The sequence below is a fragment of the Paenibacillus sp. FSL H8-0259 genome (genome assembly GCF_037963255.1).
Taxonomy (GTDB): domain Bacteria; phylum Bacillota; class Bacilli; order Paenibacillales; family Paenibacillaceae; genus Paenibacillus_AQ; species Paenibacillus_AQ phytohabitans.
On record NZ_CP150147.1, the window covers coordinates 8,036,385 to 8,055,318 of the forward strand.

At 53.2% G+C, this 18,934-nt stretch carries 19 protein-coding genes and 1 pseudogene; 6 read left to right on the plus strand and 14 right to left on the minus strand.

Annotated elements, in window-relative coordinates; all coding sequences use genetic code 11:
• Positions 1 to 26: 26 nt before the first annotated feature.
• From NSU01_RS34520 to NSU01_RS34535, 4 genes are all read right to left on the minus strand, one after another.
• Complete coding sequence (locus tag NSU01_RS34520; RefSeq protein ID WP_042140451.1) at positions 27 to 1,445, minus strand: DHA2 family efflux MFS transporter permease subunit; 1,419 nt, start codon at positions 1,443 to 1,445, stop codon at positions 27 to 29.
• A gap of 53 nt (positions 1,446 to 1,498) precedes the next feature.
• Positions 1,499 to 2,248: an ABC transporter permease gene (locus NSU01_RS34525; protein ID WP_076243646.1), complete on the minus strand. Its 750-nt coding sequence runs from the start codon at positions 2,246 to 2,248 to the stop codon at positions 1,499 to 1,501.
• Positions 2,245 to 3,171 carry an ABC transporter ATP-binding protein gene (locus NSU01_RS34530; RefSeq protein ID WP_042140452.1) on the minus strand — a complete coding sequence of 309 codons (927 nt, stop codon included), beginning with the start codon at positions 3,169 to 3,171 and terminating at the stop codon, positions 2,245 to 2,247. The genes NSU01_RS34525 and NSU01_RS34530 overlap by 4 nt, the downstream gene beginning before the upstream one ends.
• 68 nt (positions 3,172 to 3,239) lie before the next feature.
• The gene (locus NSU01_RS34535; protein WP_052422159.1) at positions 3,240 to 3,926 is read right to left on the minus strand and encodes a TetR/AcrR family transcriptional regulator; all 687 of its coding nucleotides are present in this window, start codon (positions 3,924 to 3,926) and stop codon (positions 3,240 to 3,242) included.
• 175 nt (positions 3,927 to 4,101) lie between these two features.
• Between NSU01_RS34535 and NSU01_RS34540 the strand changes: the two genes are divergently transcribed.
• Positions 4,102 to 5,136 (plus strand): stalk domain-containing protein, encoded by a 1,035-nt coding sequence (locus NSU01_RS34540; protein WP_042140453.1) that lies wholly within the window; start codon positions 4,102 to 4,104, stop codon positions 5,134 to 5,136.
• Positions 5,137 to 5,158: 22 nt separating this feature from the next.
• Here NSU01_RS34540 and NSU01_RS34545 read toward each other — a convergent pair whose 3' ends face one another.
• From NSU01_RS34545 to NSU01_RS34555, 3 genes and pseudogenes are all read right to left on the minus strand, one after another.
• Positions 5,159 to 6,157: a sensor domain-containing diguanylate cyclase gene (locus tag NSU01_RS34545; RefSeq protein WP_042140454.1), complete on the minus strand. Its 999-nt coding sequence runs from the start codon at positions 6,155 to 6,157 to the stop codon at positions 5,159 to 5,161.
• Positions 6,158 to 6,190: 33 nt separating this feature from the next.
• Positions 6,191 to 6,604, minus strand: a pseudogene (locus NSU01_RS34550) (alpha/beta hydrolase); the annotation flags it as partial.
• A 154-nt stretch (positions 6,605 to 6,758) separates the two neighbouring features.
• Positions 6,759 to 7,514 carry a hypothetical protein gene (locus NSU01_RS34555; RefSeq protein ID WP_042140455.1) on the minus strand — a complete coding sequence of 252 codons (756 nt, stop codon included), beginning with the start codon at positions 7,512 to 7,514 and terminating at the stop codon, positions 6,759 to 6,761.
• Between the two features lie 180 nt (positions 7,515 to 7,694).
• Here NSU01_RS34555 and NSU01_RS34560 point away from each other — a divergent pair, with 180 nt between their 5' ends.
• Positions 7,695 to 8,438, plus strand: coding sequence for a hypothetical protein (locus tag NSU01_RS34560; RefSeq protein ID WP_042140456.1), 744 nt, complete (start codon positions 7,695 to 7,697; stop codon positions 8,436 to 8,438).
• Positions 8,439 to 8,509: 71 nt separating this feature from the next.
• Here the strand turns inward: NSU01_RS34560 and NSU01_RS34565 are convergent, their stop codons facing one another.
• The gene (locus tag NSU01_RS34565) at positions 8,510 to 8,851 is read right to left on the minus strand and encodes a zinc ribbon domain-containing protein YjdM (protein WP_042140457.1); all 342 of its coding nucleotides are present in this window, start codon (positions 8,849 to 8,851) and stop codon (positions 8,510 to 8,512) included.
• 166 nt (positions 8,852 to 9,017) lie between these two features.
• Between NSU01_RS34565 and NSU01_RS34570 the strand changes: the two genes are divergently transcribed.
• The 3 genes from NSU01_RS34570 to NSU01_RS34580 all read left to right on the plus strand — a co-directional run bounded on the left by NSU01_RS34570 (position 9,018) and on the right by NSU01_RS34580 (position 11,545).
• The gene (locus tag NSU01_RS34570; RefSeq protein ID WP_042140458.1) at positions 9,018 to 9,473 is read left to right on the plus strand and encodes a GNAT family N-acetyltransferase; all 456 of its coding nucleotides are present in this window, start codon (positions 9,018 to 9,020) and stop codon (positions 9,471 to 9,473) included.
• 80 nt (positions 9,474 to 9,553) lie between these two features.
• Positions 9,554 to 10,513: a catalase family peroxidase gene (locus NSU01_RS34575; RefSeq protein WP_076243647.1), complete on the plus strand. Its 960-nt coding sequence runs from the start codon at positions 9,554 to 9,556 to the stop codon at positions 10,511 to 10,513.
• 144 nt (positions 10,514 to 10,657) lie between these two features.
• A complete protein-coding gene (locus tag NSU01_RS34580) occupies positions 10,658 to 11,545 on the plus strand; it encodes a diacylglycerol kinase family protein (protein WP_076243648.1) in 888 nt (295 codons plus the stop codon).
• A gap of 12 nt (positions 11,546 to 11,557) precedes the next feature.
• Here NSU01_RS34580 and NSU01_RS34585 read toward each other — a convergent pair whose 3' ends face one another.
• The 3 genes from NSU01_RS34585 to NSU01_RS34595 all read right to left on the minus strand — a co-directional run bounded on the left by NSU01_RS34585 (position 11,558) and on the right by NSU01_RS34595 (position 13,816).
• Positions 11,558 to 12,439 (minus strand): phosphotransferase, encoded by an 882-nt coding sequence (locus NSU01_RS34585; protein ID WP_042140461.1) that lies wholly within the window; start codon positions 12,437 to 12,439, stop codon positions 11,558 to 11,560.
• 244 nt (positions 12,440 to 12,683) lie between these two features.
• Complete coding sequence (locus tag NSU01_RS34590; protein WP_076243649.1) at positions 12,684 to 13,160, minus strand: DinB family protein; 477 nt, start codon at positions 13,158 to 13,160, stop codon at positions 12,684 to 12,686.
• A gap of 110 nt (positions 13,161 to 13,270) precedes the next feature.
• Positions 13,271 to 13,816 (minus strand): hypothetical protein, encoded by a 546-nt coding sequence (locus NSU01_RS34595; protein WP_076243650.1) that lies wholly within the window; start codon positions 13,814 to 13,816, stop codon positions 13,271 to 13,273.
• A 391-nt stretch (positions 13,817 to 14,207) separates the two neighbouring features.
• Between NSU01_RS34595 and NSU01_RS34600 the strand changes: the two genes are divergently transcribed.
• A complete protein-coding gene (locus NSU01_RS34600) occupies positions 14,208 to 15,122 on the plus strand; it encodes a phosphatidate cytidylyltransferase (RefSeq protein ID WP_042140464.1) in 915 nt (304 codons plus the stop codon).
• A gap of 81 nt (positions 15,123 to 15,203) precedes the next feature.
• On the opposite strand, the gene NSU01_RS34605 is transcribed toward NSU01_RS34600, so the two are convergent.
• From NSU01_RS34605 to NSU01_RS34615, 3 genes are read right to left on the minus strand one after another with little or no spacing between them, the layout of a single operon-like run.
• Positions 15,204 to 17,471: a carbohydrate-binding domain-containing protein gene (locus tag NSU01_RS34605; protein ID WP_076243651.1), complete on the minus strand. Its 2,268-nt coding sequence runs from the start codon at positions 17,469 to 17,471 to the stop codon at positions 15,204 to 15,206.
• A gap of 27 nt (positions 17,472 to 17,498) precedes the next feature.
• The gene (locus NSU01_RS34610) at positions 17,499 to 18,182 is read right to left on the minus strand and encodes a DUF4956 domain-containing protein (RefSeq protein WP_042140465.1); all 684 of its coding nucleotides are present in this window, start codon (positions 18,180 to 18,182) and stop codon (positions 17,499 to 17,501) included.
• Positions 18,175 to 18,918: a polyphosphate polymerase domain-containing protein gene (locus NSU01_RS34615; protein WP_076243652.1), complete on the minus strand. Its 744-nt coding sequence runs from the start codon at positions 18,916 to 18,918 to the stop codon at positions 18,175 to 18,177. Before NSU01_RS34615 ends, NSU01_RS34610 begins: the two co-directional genes overlap by 8 nt.
• Between the last annotated feature and the right edge of the window lie 16 nt (positions 18,919 to 18,934).

Here is an 18,934-nt window from a genome sequence, read left to right on the forward strand (position 1 = left end):
CTATCCTATCCCTATTACACCATTGGTTATTTCACAGCAACGCCCTTCGCCGGAATCTCGGCAGGGGCTTCCTTGCGTTTGATGAAGAAAGCCAGGATCAGCGCAGCTACTGCGGCTCCTGTCGTTACCATAGAAGCCACATTCATCCCGTGAATTAAGCTGTGGACATCTCCCGTTTGTTTCTGGCCGCCACCGCTATGGGTCATTATGGTGACAAGCAGCGCTGTTCCGATGGAACCGGCGACGGTCCGCAGCGTGGTATTCACGGGAATCCCATGCCGGATCAGGGCAGGCGGGAGGGAATTCATCCCGCTGGTGATGACCGGCAGCAAGGTCAGGCTGACGCCGACCATCCGCAGAGAGTAGCCGACCATCAGGAACGTATAGGTCGTATGCTCTGTCAGATTCGAGAACAGCAAGGCAGAGAGGACCGTCAAGCCGAGTCCGGTGATAACCATCGTCCGGGCACCAATTTTATCGAATAGCCTGCCCGCTATGGGCGACATTATACAGATGAGAATCGCACCGGGAAGCAGCATGAGACCTGACTTGAGCGCGGTATAACCAAGCATGGTCTGCATGTAAATAGGCAGCAGCAGCTGGGCACTCAGCATGATAATCATCAGAATCATACTGATCACTGTAGCCATAGTAAAAGCAGGACTGGTGAATACCCGCAGCTCCAGCAGAGGATTCTCCATGGTCAATTGCCGCCAGACGAACAGGCCCAGCGCAATGAACCCGGCCGCCAGGGAGATCAGCACCTCCGTGCTTCCCCAACCTCTGCTGCCGGAGACGCTGAATCCGTATAATACGCCGCCGAAGCCAAGCGAGGATAACGTCATGGATAACGCATCCACCTTGCTTTTCACCTGCGGGGTAACATTCTTAACGAGAAAGACTCCAATGACGGTGATTAGCAGCGAGTATGGAGCCAGAATATAGAACAGCAAACGCCAGGAATGATCCTCTACCAGCCACCCGTTCAATACAGGTCCGATGGCCGGGGCGAAATTAACTGCAAGCCCGATCATCCCCATCGTGAACCCCCGCTTGGCAACCGGGATCAGGATGAACGTTAACGTCTGCACCAGGGGAAGCATGATGCCCACTCCGACGGCCTGCACGATTCTTCCGGTGAGCAGCAGTCCGAAATTCGGCGAGACCGCACACAGGAGCGTTCCCGCAGTCAGCATACCCATGGCAAAGACGAAGACCTGCTTGGTTGTAAACCTCTGAATCAGAAAAGCCGTGATCGGAACCACAATGCCTGTAACCAGTGCAAAAGCCGTTGTCAGCCATTGGGCAGTACTCGTGGACACCTGGAAATCGCCCATAATGTTCGGCAGTGCTGTATTCAGTGAAGATTGATTCAGCAGCCCGAGCATAGTCCCGATAATTAGAATAGCCATGATTAGTACGGTTCCCTTTGGTATTTTCTCCATATTAATTCCCCTCCATTGATACGTATTGATAACCTTCTAAAATTCCGCCTGATCTATGTCTGGTCGGCATAACGCCACCAGGCAAGAGTACCTATTACGCCAATGCCGCCGGTGAGATACGGAAGCATACGGCTAATCGCCTCCAGATGGGAGCTCTCCTCCCCCGAAGCGCCGCTGAACAATCCGGGAATGGCCCATGGAATATATTCCACAATGCCGAGCGCCCCGCCGAACTGGGCAACTACAATGGTCAGCAGAACCACACCTAGCGGAGTCATATAACCACGGCCGATACAAGCCATCCACGCCACAGGTATGCTCAGGCAGATCACCATGAGACTGACCTCCGCGTAACGTCCGAAGCCATGAAGAATGACCTCCAGGCTCCATCCATCCAAGCCGACAATCCTTGCTGTTAAGCAGCCGACGATGAACACCATTAGCGCCAGCCCCATGCTGAGGACAGCGGCAACAAGCAGCTTGGCGGCGGCCACCCCGTATCTGGACAGCGGCAGGGCCAGCAGATCCTTGAGCGTGCGGTCGGAATATTCCCGGCCGAAGATCCAGCTGAACACAAAACCGAATCCGATGAGGCCCCCCATAGAGATCACAATACCCAGCTCCTTCAGGAGTCCCGCCATATTGATCTCACCCTCGAAGCTGCTCTGGGAGCCAATCGTTCCCGAGAAGACCAGCCCGATCATGACCGGCACCATCATACTGGCGGCAAGCGAGATCCAGAACAGCCTGGAACGGCGAAGCTTCAGCACCTCTACCCCCAAGGCTGATATCCATTGATTCATCCTTTCTTTCCTCCTTCAGCCTCAATCATTCTTAGAAAATAAGCCTCCAAATCCTCTTCCTCCACCTGAATCAGCGTGGGCGGCATATCCGCATACACAAGCAGCTTGGAGATATGGTCCGGGTTCGCGATAGCACGTTCATCGGCAAGCAGCAGCGTTCCCTCTCCGGCTTCCTGCACAGCATATCCGGCCTGAATCAGCCTCTTCCGGGCACTGGCCGTGTCCCGGGTCTGCACAAGCAGGCGCTTGCGGAGCAGATGCTGCAGCTCCTTCACATCCGCCTCCTGCAGCAGCCGGCCCTGATGCACGATGCCAATCCGCGTCGTCAGCCTGGAGACCTCACCGAGAATATGGCTGGAGATAAAAATCGTTACGCCGTGCTGAAGTGCAAGCTCCCGGAGCAGCTCCCGCACCTCTACAATCCCGGCCGGATCAAGCCCGTTCGTCGGCTCATCCAGTATCAGCACCTGCGGATGATGCAGCATGGCCTTGGCGAGACCCAGCCGCTGCCCGTTGCCGAGGGAGAGCGTCCCTGCCTTGCGGTCCCGGTAAGCGGTAAGCTGAAGCTTATCGATGATGCTGTCAATGGCCTTGCGGTCAGGAATACTCCGCAGCCTGCGGATAATCTCCAGATTCTCGCGGACGGTCAGCTCAGGGTAGGAGTAGGGCGTCTCGACCATGTACCCTACATTCGCCCACAGCTTATGGCTGCCCGCATCCACCCGCTGTCCGAATACATAGGAGGACCCCGAATCAGGGCGGATCATGCCCAGCAGCATGCGGATGGTTGTTGTTTTGCCGGCACCGTTCAGTCCCAGGAAGCCGTAGATTTCGCCCTGGTTCACCTCCAGCGACAGTCCATTCACAGCATGATTGCTGCCAAAATGCTTCGTTAACCGTTCCGTCTGAATCATTGCGGTCATAACATCACTCCTGCCTTTCTTTAAAACTAACTAGTTGTTTATATTTTGTCCAAAAGAACAGCCGCCTCTTACAGCAAAGACGGCTCCATAACGCCATGGATAATAAATTGCACGATCTGCCGGGTGGTCTCTTCTCTCATCTTTGGGGAATCGAGTGTCCCTAGCAAATGTTCAAACCGTGAAGACGACTGCAGGGTAGCTGTAGTCACATTCATAATCATAATCGGAAACAATGCCGGGTCCAGATCCTGGCGGAGGATTCCGTTCTTCTGTGCAGCTAAGGCCAATTCATGCATTTGTGTAGCATCGTCCGGACGATAGGTGATCTGATTCCAGGTCTTCCAGTCTTCAGCGGCCTCCCAGAATAGAATTCTCAGGTAACTCCGGTGCTCCAGGAGGAAGGACACCGTCTCCCGGGTCATAGATTCCAGGAAGCTCCTGAACGCCTCAGGGTCCGATGCAAGCTTCTCATTCTTCAATAATCCGCTAACGAACGTGCCTGTAATCTGTTCGCCAATCTGGTCCGCGCGTTTGACCACTTCTGTATATAGACCCAGTTTGTCGCCAAAATACTGATAAATCAGACTTTTATTGTACCCGGACGCCTTCGCAATGACATCAATCCTTGCCGCTGAATAGCCAAGTTCGGCAAAGATATTCTCGGCAGCATCAAGAATAATCCCTCTGGTTCGGGCAGCATCGTAAATTTTGGGGCTTCGTTTACTTTCTGCTGATGCTATACTTGCCACCTCCATTTATAACTAACTGGTTAGATTTTATGATGAATTCCTGCAGAAGTCAAGTGCAGCTCAATTAGGCCTGGCCCATTCCTCTTGGGTCGGCCTCCCCTTCCAACAATTGGCACAGAACCATTTCTTCCCGGCAACGTCCAATGTATAGAGTTAAATCTATCCATAAGGTGATGAATCCATGACAACAAGAAGAACTGCGCTGCTCTCCCTGCTCGGGCTGACCCTGTTAGCTCCAGCCTCTGTCCATGCAGAAGCAGCCACTACGATTAAGCCTATCTCCATCTATCTGGACGGGCAGCAGCTTCAGCCCGAAGCCCGGCCGCTGAATATCAGCGGTACTGTGCTCGTACCCATGCGTAACCTGTTTGAAGCCCAGGGCGCCGGGCTCTCCTGGAATAATACCAGCAAGACCGTGACGGCCACCAAAGGCGGCACTACCCTGACCTACACCCTTGGTTCAGCCACTGCCCGGCTGAACGGGCAACCGTTCACCCTGAGCGTACCGGGGCAGCTGTCGCAGGGCTACAGCATGATTCCTCTGCGCTTCGTCAGTGAGGCCCTGGGCAGCACCGTCACCTGGGAAGCATCCACAGGTTCCGTTTCCATCTCTTCGGCTGCCAACTATCATACCTCGGTCACTTGGGGCGTGAATCTGCGCAGCTCCCCGGACTCGGACAGTGAAGCCAACACGCTTGCCCTGCTACCCGCAGGCAGCAAAATCAAGGTCATCCGCGAAGTGAATGCCCTTTGGCTGGAGGTGCAGACGGAAGATCATGTGACCGGATATCTGTCCTCCAAGCCGAAATATACAGATTACAGAAGTACCTCTCTGCTGCAGAAGCAAGGGGACGCACTGATTGCCTACGGGAAGAAATATTTGAATGCGCCTTATGTATTCGGGGCTTCGCCCGATCAGACCGATACGTTCGACTGCTCGTCTTTTGTGAAACGGGTATTTGCGGACACGCTGTCGGTCGAGCTTCCCCGTGTGTCTTATGATCAGGCGCTGGAAGGCACTGAGGTTGGAGTGGACGAGCTGCGCACGGGAGATCTGCTGTTCTTCAGCGCCCGCGGGCTTGATATTGGACATGTGGCTATCTATGCCGGAAATAATCAGATGCTGCATACCTATTCCAAAGACCTCGGTGTACATATCGAGGCGTTCGGCAGCCAGTGGAAGAAACGTTTCGTTACCGCACGCAGAATTTTATAACATCAAGTACATTCTTACTCCTCTACCAAGGCAGGGCGCTGGAATCCATGCAATGCGTGACACGGTTCCGGCCCTGCTCTTTGGAGGTGTAGAGCGCCTGATCCGCTTGCCGCAGCAGGGTTGTCTCATTACCCGTGCCTGCGAATGTAGCAATACCCACGCTCGCTGTAATGCCGCCTGGGATATTTGATCCCCATGCCGCCCGGGCAATTTCATGACGCAGGTTATCGGCAATTAGTATCGACTCCTGGGCATTGATGTCCGGAAGAATAAGCACGAACTCTTCGCCGCCATATCTGGCAGCCATATCCTGCTCCCGGCAATGATAGCGGAGGATGCTCCCCACCTGCTTCAGCACATAGTCACCTGCCTGATGCCCCAGCGTATCATTTACTTGTTTGAAGTGGTCTATATCAAGGATCAGCAGCGAGAATAAACGTCCCTGCTCCCTATACCGTGCGATATGCTCCTCCAGTGCTTCCTGAAAATACCGTCTATTCTTCAGTCCTGTAAGCTTGTCCGTAGTGGAGCGTTCCACCAGAATGGCATTCAGCTCCAGCAGCTCCGCCTGCTTCTGCTCAATCTCGGCATGGAGCTGCTTCAGCTCGGCGAGCGTCTGCTCCTTCTCCCAGTAAGCTTCCTCTATCTGCTTCTTGGCAGACCGCAGCTCCCGCTCATAATCCATGCGCTTGCTCATCTGAACCAAGGCACAATCAATAACCTCTACGCCCTCATGCTCATACCGCCTGCCGTTCAGGATGTACGGAATGGACTGGCCGCCGCTGTGCTTCAAGCTGATGAACAGCTCATCCACCTGCCCGTGCAAATTGATATTAGGATAAAAGTACGAATGGAAAACAAGCCGGTTCGCTTTTGACATAATCGATTCCAAATGCTTGTGCTCCAGCCCTTCCCGCTTATAGCCCGTCATATCGAGGAAGGTCTGGTTCATCTCCGTGATTATACCCTCGTGTGTAATGGAAATATACCCGCAAGGGGCATATTCCAGCCGTTTATCCATGTTCCTATACCCTCTCCATACCTCTTAATGGCTTCAATCGCATTGCAGATATTCGTTAATCAGCATAATCGTCTCTTCCGGGTGGCTAATATGCGGATAATGCCCTTTGGCTTCCAGCAGCCGGAAGGTACTGTTACGTAAGTGTCTATGAAGGTATTCCCCGGCCTCTATAGGCACGATACTGTCATCCGAGCACTGCAGAATCAGTGCGGGAACGGTTGACTTGGCCAGCTCCGCCCGGTGATCAGACAGGAAGGTAACCTCGGCGAATTCCCGGGCAATGACCGGGTCCCCGGAAATGAAGGTCCGCTCCAGCTCCTTCGTGAGCTCAGGCAGCTCGGGATTCTTCATCGCCAGCGGCGCCATAAATCCGGCCCAGCCGGAGAAATTCATCTCCATCATTTCCAGCAGCTCGGCGATATCACTCCGCTCAAACCCGCCGATATAGTCTGCTCCCCTTCTCCAATAACCCTTACCTTGTTGCGTGCCATAACACTACTCATGCTCACTTGCTCCCTTTATTCATCACATTCCCTCCATTCTGGGGCGCACCTATGCAAAGTTCAAGCAATCATTATGTGTCTGCATGTATCTGCGCGTCTCATGGTGTCCATTGATCGTGAATAATACCAACCAGCGCATGATCATCACCGTTTGTCTCAAAAACAAGATAGAGGCTGCGCCAGTCCATCCCTTCCTCAGCCAAATCCAGCCCGCCGATGTAATATTCGACGAAATCATGGTTCGCTTCCGGATAGACTTCATTGAGATTTCCGGAGGTCTGCTCCTTACGCAGTTCCTTATTCACTGCAATCCCGGCATCCTGCTCAAAGTCAGCATCATAGATATACCACTTATAATAATCCGCAAAATTCAGCTCAATTACCTCACCCGTACCTTCGAACAACCGCCACACGCGTTTTGCAGGATCCTCCAACAAGGTGTCCACCTCATCTTTGGTGAATACAAGATCATTAGCTGTATCGACATAGGCGAAGGGTGAAAAACGGATTCCCCGCTCAGGATGTACCCAGTCGGCAAGCTGATCCATATCCTTCTCTTTAAGTGCGGTGATCACGGTTGCTGCTGCCTCCAGAATATCGGGCGGCTGTCCTTCTTCGGTTGATGGGGCTGATGGGGTTGATGATGCTGGCGATTGGACCGTTGTTGGATTGGGTGTCTGTAGCGGTGTCTGCTGCGGTGGGTCTACGGGGGCTGTCCCGGGAGTTGACTGCGGTGCTTCCTGTGTGTGCTGCGGCTCCTGCGAAGGCGCTGGTGCTCCCTCCGGTGTCCCGCTGCAGGCGGTAAGCCATAACATAGCTGCCATAAAGGCAGCGCATCCGATGTACCTTTTCATTGGGCAAGTTCCCTCCTACAAAGTTTGTGCGCATCAGCTTTTGGACAATGGGGGCCCGCCTGCTCCGGACGTCTGTACTACATCCTTCCCCTTTCAATAGAGGAATGAATCCCGAACTGCTGGTTATATGCTGAACGTGGGTAAATAACCATTATTATTAATAATTCGGGAGGGATTAGGATGCCAAGTTATGCAAAAAAGCCTGTGATTGTTCCCGTTGACCTGGACCAGCAGCCGTACCCGCTCATGTTCCGGCTGCCCGGATGGCATTATGTACTGGCAGGTGCCGGGGCAGTTATATCCAGCCTGTTTATTGCTGCCGGTTTTTATTTCACTTGGGAGGCCCGGGCTGCCGTGTGGATCTTTGCAGGCTTCGGCCTTTTGATGCTGGCAGGCAGTCTATGGTACTTATTCACAATCAAAGGCACCTTTATTGAACTGACCAAGGACCATATGCGCTACCGGGATTACCGCAAGGTGAAGGAAATCGACCTTAGCCGGATTTATGTGGAAATTATGAATAACACCTTTGTGCTCTATACCCCTGAACAGTCCCAGAAGGTTATCCCTTCAATCTATGATAATAACTCGCTGCTGCATTCCCTTCTCTTCAAACACAGTGAAAAAAATACCGCCCGCTCCGACTGGGAGAGGACCGGGGAAGACGGCGAATACCGCTCCTTTACCGATAAGATCTCCCGGCGCAACAGCAAGAGCTACAAGCTTAATACTGTATTTCTTATCCTCTGCTTCATCGCCGCCAATGTGCTGAATTATATCGGTAAGCCGGAGAAAAGCCTGAATTATCACCTGCTGTTCTTCCTGCTCATGACTGTTTTATTCGGATATGCCCTCTATTCCAGCCGCCGCAGGGCTGCCCGGAGCGGAAACAGCAATGGAAACGGAAGAAATACGGGGCGATGATTCTTTAGCAGCAAGAAATAGAAGGACCGGAATCTGCTGCCCGCTGGGGTTCAGATACCGGTCCTTCTGTTTTATGCTTTGCGGACAAACTCCGACTTCAGCTTCATCGCACCAAATCCGTCGATTTTACAGTCGATATCATGGTCGCCTTCCACCAGCCGGATGTTCTTCACCTTAGTGCCTATCTTCAGAACGGATGAGCTGCCTTTTACCTTGAGGTCCTTAATCACCGTTACGGTGTCCCCGTCAGCCAGAACATTGCCGTTCGAATCCTTAACCACCTTCTGGTCCACGTTGCTTGCATTCTCTGTGTTCAAAGACCACTCATGTCCGCATTCCGGGCATACCAGAAGCGCTCCGTCCTCATAGGTGTACACGGAACTGCACTGCGGGCAGTTTGGTAATTCATTCATTATTTCTTTTCTCCATTTCTGCTTAAGCACTTTTTTTGGGATAATCCTGCTTAATTTTAGCATATAGCTTGCTAGCCAGCGACAATTATATTATCATCTAATTAGATATTCGTCTAATAGAAAGCTGGTGGTTATCATCATCCAATTAGAAGAAGTTTCCGACCCCTTGTCTCCGGAAAGCCTTCAGATTCAAGCCTCAATCCTTAATTCCCAGCCTGCATTCAACCTTATGGTGGAGCATAAAGCGTACCTCGATCCGCTGGAGATCCGCGAAGACAACAGGAAGAACCTCGAAATGGGAGAAAAGATGCTGTACATCAAGGCCCATAGCGGTTACGCCGGGCTAATTACCTACCTTCCCGATTACGGACAGGATCATCATCCATGGATCGGGCTTCTGGTAATTCACCAGCAGTATAGCCGGCAGGGTATCGGGAAGACTGCGGTTCATAAGCTGGAGCAGATATTTAAGCAGCAGGGCTTACCTGCGGCCAGGCTGGCGGTTCAGCTCGAGAATAAGGCCGGTGAAGCATTCTGGACTGCGAACGGTTTTGTCCGGATCAGAAGTGCCATGGATAACCACAATAATGAAGTGGATGTCTACGAGAAGCAGTTTAAGTAAAATGCCGGTGTGGTAATAACTATGATCCAGCTGATGCAGCTTGTCCGGGTACAAATAATCTTACGAGGAGTGAGTATGGCATGAATACATCTGATCGGATCAGCCATCTTCCCGCAAGCGGGGAGGAATATTCCAGCCTGGCCGCTGAGGCCGTAGACGCGATCGAGGAGCTGTCCGGGGTGCATCCCGGATACCGCCGCGCGCATGCCAAGGGAATCTGCTGCCGCGCTTTCTTCCGGCCAAGCGGCCTGGGCATGGAATTCACTACCGCAGCACATCTTCAGGAGCAGCAGGTGGACGCAGTGGTACGTTTCTCGGGCAGCTCCACCGATCCGGCGCTGGCGGACCTTCTCTCGCCCGCCAAGGGTATGGCAGTCCAGTTCAGCCTGCCGGATGGAGGGATTACCAATCTGGTCGGAGTGACGATACCTGTCTTTTTTGCCCGCACCCCTGAGTCATTCATAGATATTGTCCGTACGGCCCACCGCGCACAGGCCGGCACACTCGGGACCCTGGAGCTGATCAAGGAGATCACGGTCCACTTCAGTGAGAGCAAGACGAGTCTGCTGGCCGTGAAACGGCTGAAGCCGCCTGCCAGCTATGCGGAGAGTCATTATCACTGCATTCATGCTTATTATATGGTGAATTCAGAGGGAAAGCAGCAGCCCGTGCGGTTCGAGTGGATTCCCGAGACGGGAGTGCGTACCTTATCGGCTGAGGATGCGGCTCAGCAGCCGGAGCATTACCTGGAGGATGAACTTGAGCTTCGCTTCAAAGATGAGTCGGCCATCTTCCAGCTTGTGGCTGTTCTCGGTGAAGAAGGGGACCCGACGGATAACCCTACCTGTGCCTGGCCTGAGGACCGCCGGAGAATCGATCTCGGCCGGCTGCATATCTCGGAGATCATTCCGGAACCGGAGGGGCTGGTAATGGACCCCACCGCAATCACGTCCGGGATACAGCTGTCGGACGATCCGATTCTTAACTTCCGCAGTGCAGCCTATGCCGATTCTCATCATAGACGGAGTGAAGGAAGATAATCCCGGCCGGAGCTGCGGTGAAGGCTGTCCGGATACAAATTAAGCGCCAAAGGGACTTTTTGCTGCCCTTTGGCGCTTTTGATTCAATCGCTAGGCCTGGTTGGGTAATGGATAATAATCCAGACACACAGAGAGGAGTGCAGTATGCAGCAGGCTATGATTATCATTAACCCTGCGTCCGGCAAAGCAGACGCGCGGGACTATATCCGCAGTGCGGAAGAGATTCTGCAAAGCGCAGGATATCAGGTTACCATCCATGAAACCGCCGGGGAGGGGGATGCAACTGCGTTCTGCGTGCAGGCATGCAGCGGGGGCTATGATCTGGTGGTGGCCATCGGCGGAGACGGCACCCTTCACGAGACCATGAACGGGCTTGCCGATCAGGAGCACCGCCCTACGCTGGGGATCGTGCCCATGGGAACGGTGAATGACTTCGCCCGTGCCCTGCAGATTCCGCTAAGTCCTGCGGATGCCATCCGGACGCTCTCTTCCTCCCGTACGCAAAGAGTCGACATGGGCCGGCTGAACGACCGGCTGTTCGTAAATGTGGTTGCTGCGGGCTCACTGGCCGGCTCACTCTCTTCTGTTACCACCGAAGACAAGACCCGGCTGGGTTTCCTGGCTTATCTGAAAGAAGGCATTAAGGAGCTGGCCAGCAACAGCGCACACACTCTGACCATTACGCATGACGGGGAGGTCTGGGAAGGCTCTTCGCCGCTGTTTATCGCGGCGCTTACGAATTCAGTAGGCGGCTTCGAGAAGCTTGCGCCCGGTGCTGCTGTAGATGACGGGCTGCTTCACTGCTTCATCGTCAAGGATCTTAATCTGCTGAACACCGTTACAGTCAGCATCTCTTTGCTGCTCGGCAACCTGAGAAATCATAAAGATGTTATCTACTTCACGGCCAGAGAAGTCGCGGTGCACTCTCCCGAGCCGGTGAAGACCAATGTCGATGGTGAAGAAGGCCCGCCGCTCCCAATCCGGCTAAGCACGATTCCGCGTCACATCCGGGTTATTGTTCCGGAGCAGTGACTGTCCAGCCGGTTATGAATGGCTACTCCCGTGCAGATCGCTGAAATCCTCATTCAGCGTCCACTCCAGACGCCGAACCCACTCACGCTGCACCTCTTTGGGAGCAATCCGCAGCCGGTGCAGCACATTCCATACTTTATATAGGCTGGATGCCTTCAACTGCTGCGGTGTGAACGACAGCGGATTCCCGGACAGGTAGCCCCGGATGAAGGCTGCATTCAGCTTCTGGGCTTGCCCGGGGTAATGCAGCTTCGTGAACCAGCAGACCCAGGCCACGTCATTAAGCGGACCGCCCCATTCTGCCCATTCCCAGTCCAGCACATGAAGTGTACCTTCCGGTTCACAAAGTATATTATGTACCCCGTAATCCCCATGCGTCAGAACCCAAGGCTGGTCCTGGGCATCGGCAGCCGACAGGAGCTGGAGCGAATCCCTGCTCAGGGGACTCGGTACGAATTCTAACCTCTTAATCATCTGACTAAGTGCGGACCTGTTGCTGAGGCGCAGACCTTGCTCCAGCAGTTGATACGGCTGCGAATGAATCTGGGAAGCCAGCAGCTGGCCCATTCTGCTGTATATTTGTTCCGCTCTTGCCCAGTCTCCTGCATCGAGGACGGATTGTGCACTTACGCCCGGCATGCAGTCCATCACGAGTATCCGCATCCCGTCCATCTCTGACACCTCATGTATGGCGGGTGTATCACAGCTTCCCTGCACCAGCTTCATTGCCTGGATCTCATTGAGCGTGTCTTCGTTGGACAGATTCGTTACTTTGGCTACAAGCGGAGGCTCCGCCCCCGCCATCAGATAGGCGAAATTTGTATACCCTCCTGTAAGCCGCTCCAACCGGCAGGCATATCTTATTTCCAGCGCTCTGATGATATTAGCATTCATGATATGAAATCCCTCTCTTTTTCCTTCAGTAGACAATAATCCAAGAATATCACATGCTCCAGTTTATTACAGATTAAGGCTTTCTGCACAAGCAGCCCGGCGGTCAACTTCAGGTATCAAGCTTCAGGGGAAATTGTGTGCAACATATACATTCTTATATTTGCAGCATAAACAGACCCGCAAGTAACTTTACGGGTCTGTTCGGGATGCTTCTTATCGTTCCGGCAGTATTTACGCAGATAGGTTACTGCCGAAGCGTGATGTATAGCTTGTGTAACACAACCATTTGGCCGATATGGTAGGCATTATGCGTAGCCGCATTGCTGATGATTTCCCACCAGGCAGCCGGTTCAGGGAATCCTTCCACCTGCTCCTCCAGTCCCTCTTCGGACAACAGGGTCTGCCATTGCAGCAAGACCTGCAGCAGGCTTCCCCGCAGCTCGCTGAATGCAGTACCCTCCGGAACCACAAAGCTGCGGTTGTTATCACCAACCGGAGGGACAGCATCCACCCGCCCCGCCCCGTACCTGCTCTGCCAGGTCTCATTCCAGTACAGCAAATGCCGGGTAAGCTCAGCAATACTGTTCAAGCCCGCTCCGGGCTTCCAGAAAGCTTCTTCCTCTGTAACCGCCTCTACCGCCTGAATGAACGGAAGATGCCAGCTGGGGTCATTGGCATTCGCCAATAATTGATTGGCAAGCACATCCTTGGCATGAACCATACTTCCACTCTCCTTTTCTTACTGAAAATACCACAATCCGGACATCCTAAGCCAGGCAGGGTTCAACTATAATTAAAGTCCTCTTCCCTTAACGGGAACGAGGACTTTCTCTACATCCCTAAAGGATGATAATCGCTTAACTTACCGTAATAAACCAGCTCCAGCCGGTCGCTCTGCCGGAAATCATCCGGGGTCACGAGTGCAGGCAGCTTATTCCACAGCTTAATCCCTGAGCGCTCCAGAATCTCGGCAACAAACTGCGAGCAGAAGTAGGAGTTGCTGAATTCAACCGGCTCCTTCAGCGCTATGCCGATGACGCCGAGAATATTATAGAGATACTTCTGGCGGCTGCGGATGAAGACATGCAGAACCCGCTTCATTTTCTCCACCTCACGGTCTGTAACCTGAAGCCTGTAGATGACGCATGTTGTACCCGGATACTTGCTGTATGTACCTGTACGGATATCCTCCTTCACGAACCCGCCGTTCAGCGGATTGGCCGGATGCTTCCGCCCGAAGCTGTACAGCTCTGACAGCTCCCGGTTAAACGAGATGGAGGCATGATTATACGGAGCCTTGGTGTAGCCCTGGATCAGCTTCGTAAAAAGCGTACCTGTATTGGTGAGCAGAATATAGACCGAAGAATCAGCTGACATTACAATTTTCCCCTTATAGTCTGGTATATAGGCCTTATGTGGCAGTGATCCGGTAACTCGCTAGAATCCTGCACATAATACAACATTTCCCTCATTAAATCGGCTCAAACTCAAAATTGTTGTACAAAAGGCAGCATTTCGCCTCTTCCAAGCGGCTTAGCGGGACTTATTCTTGTATTTCATACAACAATTCTCCCGTACACCCGGCTATTAATGATTCTGAGTTGTAGAACGTACAACATTCATGCCTGCAGTGCCTACTAAGAAGGCTACAGACTGCCGGAAACGAATCAGATCAAGTGTAAGCTTCAAAATAAGCTGGACACTCTGTTTATTCTAACATAAAATTCCTTTATTGAAATTCCACCCATAGATAAGTTGGTGATTGCTGATGAACCGCTCGTTATTTACGCTCGTACTTATTTTCGCAGCTTTATCGGTTATACACTTATTGTATCTTGCTGTCAGCAGACTGCAGAAGGACAAGGACTATACCGGAATCGGCTTCCGGATCAAAACCTGGTGGGGCATGCTGTTCATCTTCTGCCTGGCTACCCTGTCCAATTCCGTCGTTTCCCTGCTGTCCCTGATGGTACTGGCCTTCTTCGCGCTCAAAGAGTATTTCTCCATGATCCGGACAAGAAAGGCGGACCGCAGGCTGTTCCTCTGGGCGTACCTGTCTATTCCGCTGCAATTCTACTGGGTCTATATCGAGTGGTACGGGATGTTCATTGTCTTCATTCCGGTCTATGTGTTCCTGCTGCTGCCGCTGCCCAGGCTGATTAACAAAGGAACGCTGGGCTTCCTGCGCAGTGTCAGCGCCACCCAGTGGGGGCTGATGCTGATGGTCTTCGGGCTAAGCCACCTGGCCTACTTCCAGTTTGCGTCGCCGGAATATGGGGCTGGTCTTGTCCTGTTTCTGGTCGTGCTGACCCAGCTTAATGATGCCGTTCACTATCTGGCCTCGATCTATTTCGGCAAACACAAAATCGTCCCTACCTCCAACCCCTACCTGACCTGGGAAGGATTCGCCTGCGCGTTCGTTGTGACTACAGCGGTGTCCTATCTGATCTATCCGCACCTCACACCGCTGAACCCGGCCTTCGGGTATCTCTCCGGCATGCTGATCAGCCTCAGCGGCTTCTTCGGCAGCCTGACCGTATCTGTGCTCAAGCGCGATCTGCTGATCGGCGATGATGATAAATTCGCTGCGCTGAAGAAAAGCTACCTCAGCCGCATCGACAGTCTTACCTATACCGCTCCGGTATTCTTCCATGTGATCCGTTACTTCTTCGACTTCATGTAGCCGCCCTGAAACACAGAAACAGAGACTATCCGCTAATGGATAGTCTCTGTTGTGCTGTCAGGCTACAAATGCTCAGCCTGCTTATTTAGTGCTGGCCGCTGCATCCGCTGGCTTGGTGGTGCCCGCATCGGCAGGCTTGGTAGTTCCTGCGTCTACTGGCTTCGTGGTGCCTGCATCCGCTGGCTTGGTAGTCCCTGCGTCTGCTGGCTTCGTGGTGCCCGCATCGGCTGGCTTGGTGGTGCCGGCGTCAGCTGGCGGTGTGCCGCCTTGGCCGCCTTGACCGTTGCCTCTGCCGCCTCCACCACCGAATCCGCCTCCGCCGCCAGGGCCGCCCATGCCGCTTGGGGCAGTGGTTATACCGGATTCATTGACCCAGGTTACACTGCCGGTGGTATCAAAGGTCACGAATTCGTTGCCTCCGCTGTACTCGCCATCCGTATACAATCCGTCTACGGCTGTTCCGGTAGAGCTGCCTCCGGTATAGACAGTGTATGAGCCTTCTTTCAGCTCAGGGGAGCTCACAACTACCGTCTGGAAGCTCTTCGATGGAGTAAAGGTCAGGATGGTAGTTCCGTCAGCGTCTTCCAGGTGAACCATTGTACCCGCTTGCTGGGTTTCCGAAAAGGTCATGCCTACCGAATACTGGCTGGATTCTTCACCAGGAGCCTGTGCCATACCGGAAGCGCCTGCTGCCACCAGATATCCGCCCGTCATGTTGAAGGTTCCGTCATAATCCAGTGCGCCGTTGCCCGAGTTCTCAGGTCCATTCACAATTGCGGTTCCGCCGGTCATCGTGATTGAGCCGTTCGAATCCAGACCGTCGCCTGCTGCATCCACGGTCAGGGTTCCGCCGCTGATGGTCAGCAGGTTGCTTCCGGTGCCGGCAGTGAATTGATCTTGTGCCTGCGTTCCCCCAGCAGCCGCATTATCATCGTTGCCGCCGGCCACATTCACGCCGTCATCCGTCGCGACTACATGAATCTCACCGCCGGATACGGTAATATTTCCTCCTTCAATCCCTTCATAGCTCTTCGTAATGTTGATCGTTCCGCCGGACAGGGAGGTCAGGGAATCCGCATGGATTCCGTCATCGCCTGCGGCAATTTCGAATTGTCCGTCCGTGATGGAGACATTGCTGTTGCTGTGCACCGCATCATCTGCGGAATCAATCTTGAAGCTTCCTCCGTTCACGGTGAGGTCCCCGCCTGCTTTCAGCCCCTTGGCGCTGGTCGATTCAGTCTCCGTGGTGGTAGCGGCATCGGTGCTGGCAGCTGCAGCCTGGTCTGTTGTTGCCGCTGCATCCATCGCAGGCGGAGTTCCTCCTGCTGCTGCCTGATCCCCGGAAGTCTCTGCTCCCGGACGTTGGCCGCCGAAGCCACCGCCGCCCATGCCCATTCCGCCTTCACCAGCCTTCACTTCCGCATTTACACTGCCGCCGCCGGTTACCAGGGTGTAGGTTCCGCCGTCAATTACAGCCGCCGTCTCGGCCTGAATGCCGTCATTGCCTGCGGTAATATCAAAGGTTCCTGCTGCAATCGCGATGAAGCCTTTGTCCGCTTCTTCGTCGTTGGTCGATTTAATGCCATCGCCCTCTGCGTTGATCGTAATCGTACCGTCTTGTACGGCGATCAGGTCTTTGCCGACGATGCCATCATCTGCTGCCTTCACTTCAATCGTGCCGGACATGATCTTCAGATCGTCTTTGCTTGAAATACCATCGTTGTAATTACCGGTTACCGTCAGCTTGCCGGTACCGTTAATGGTCAGATCAGCTTTACTGAAGATGGCCGCGCCTGGTTCATCGGTAGCCGCATCTGCGAACACATAAGCCGCTCCGTCAGTCACGCTATTCTCTGTGCCTTCCTGCAGGGTAATCACTACTTTACCCGCTTCCTTAATATAGATGGGTGCACTGTCGCTCTCCGTCAGCTGTGCACCGTTCATTATCAGCCGTACGGTTCCCTTCGCCTGCTCGTCTACAATAATCTGTCCGTCACTGAGCGTGCCGCTGAGTACATAAGTCCCTGCTTCCGTAATCGTTACTGTTCCGCCTGCAGCTGTGGCACCGGCGCCGTCGACAGCAGCGCTCGTTCCGGCCAGTGTAACCGCGGTCGAATCCGCCTCCGTCCAGGCCGTCTCAGCATCGTCTTCATCAAAAGCTACCAGATCCGTCAGCTTCACACTTGCCAGCTGCACTGCGGCAGACGTACTGCTCTGCTCAGCCGTTACTGCAGTACCTGCGTTGTTACTTGCAGTATTTTGCGTAGCGGCGTTTGTGCTGCAAGCCGACATGACTGCGGCGCATAACAGTACCAGTCCTATTTTACTGCCTAAGATTAAGTTCTTCATCTGTCATCGTTCCCTTCTAGTCCAGCATTAATAGTCATTCATGACAGGAGCCATGGTCAGTGAGAGGTCAAGGTTACCGTTGCGTGTGCGGATAGCATCTAGCAGTTCCTTCTGGCTGGTGTGCTCATCAATCGTTACGGCATAGACCAGTTCATACAGGCTGCCTAGTTCGGTGGTTCTGATTTTCTTAAGCTCGTAAGCCACACCAAACTTGTTGAAGACTTCCGCGAAAGCTTCCTCATACCCCAGATTCTCGGGAATGGTCACTTTCAGTGTCTTTTGCATCGACTTTCTGAGGCCAAAGCCTGTGCGGTTCAGCACGACCATCAGGATACAGAGAATAATGGTGAAGAGTACCGCATATCCGAATGATCCAACCCCGCAGGCCAGGCCGGAGGCCATAGTGAACAGGACGAAGGTGATATCCTTCGGATCGCCGGGTGCGCTTCTGAACCGGATGATAGAGAAGGCGCCGGCAAGGCTGAAGGCCCGGGCCACGTTGCTGCCGATGAGCAGAATGATGATGGCCACAATGACCGGCAGCAGGACCATCGTAAGCGTGAAGCTCTGCGAATATCCGGCAGGGTTCGTCTTCATGTAGGTGAAGCTGATAAGTCCGCCAAGTACAATCGAGATCAATATGGTTAGAATTGCATTAGTGAAGGTTAGCTCCGTAGTGGTCAGAGCTGCGGAAAAAATCGAATCAAGCATATAGGGCACTCTCTCTTTCTGCTTTGCTGTTCTTCAGCATTTTTTTATATTCGTTGCCGTATTTGGAGAAGCTGGTGCGGTACATCTGGTGCTCCGAGAGCATTTTGGCCAGCCAGACCGGAATCGTCTTCTCGGCCTTCACTTCCATCAGCCATTGGCCCGGCTCCAGCAGCTCTTCGCCGTATACGCCGTGCTCCATCTTCAGATCGTACCGCCGGCAGCGGATGTTCGTATCGAAGGTGATGCGCAGGTCGCGGTTGTTTTTGCAGAACATCGCCTTGCGGTCATAGGACAGGTACAGCTTCGGCTGCAGGTCATAGCGGGTCAGCATGTACTTGATTTCTTCAATCACCTGCTTGTTCATGTAGCTCTTGAATTCAGGCTCGATCCCGCTGGCGACAAACTCATAGGCTTCATTCAGCTTGAGCGGGGTTCTTCTCTTGTTCACCAGGCCGAACACCTTTTTCTTAATTTCCAGATAGACCTTGGTCTCGCCGTTAGGAATGCCATATGCTCTGATGCGAAGCTTCTCCTTATATTTCGGCTTGGCCAGGCTGCTGCGGATCAGGGAATCATGGGGTGTGTCATAATATAGATTGGTGATGGAGTAGTACTCATGCTGTTTGTTGTACTCATCGGGTTCCATGTATTCGAGCAGTTCGTTATAGAGCTTCATGTAGGATTCAGTGCCAAGCAGATATTTGTTCTCGTAACGGTTGAACACTTCGATCGCCATATGGGTTCAGATCCTT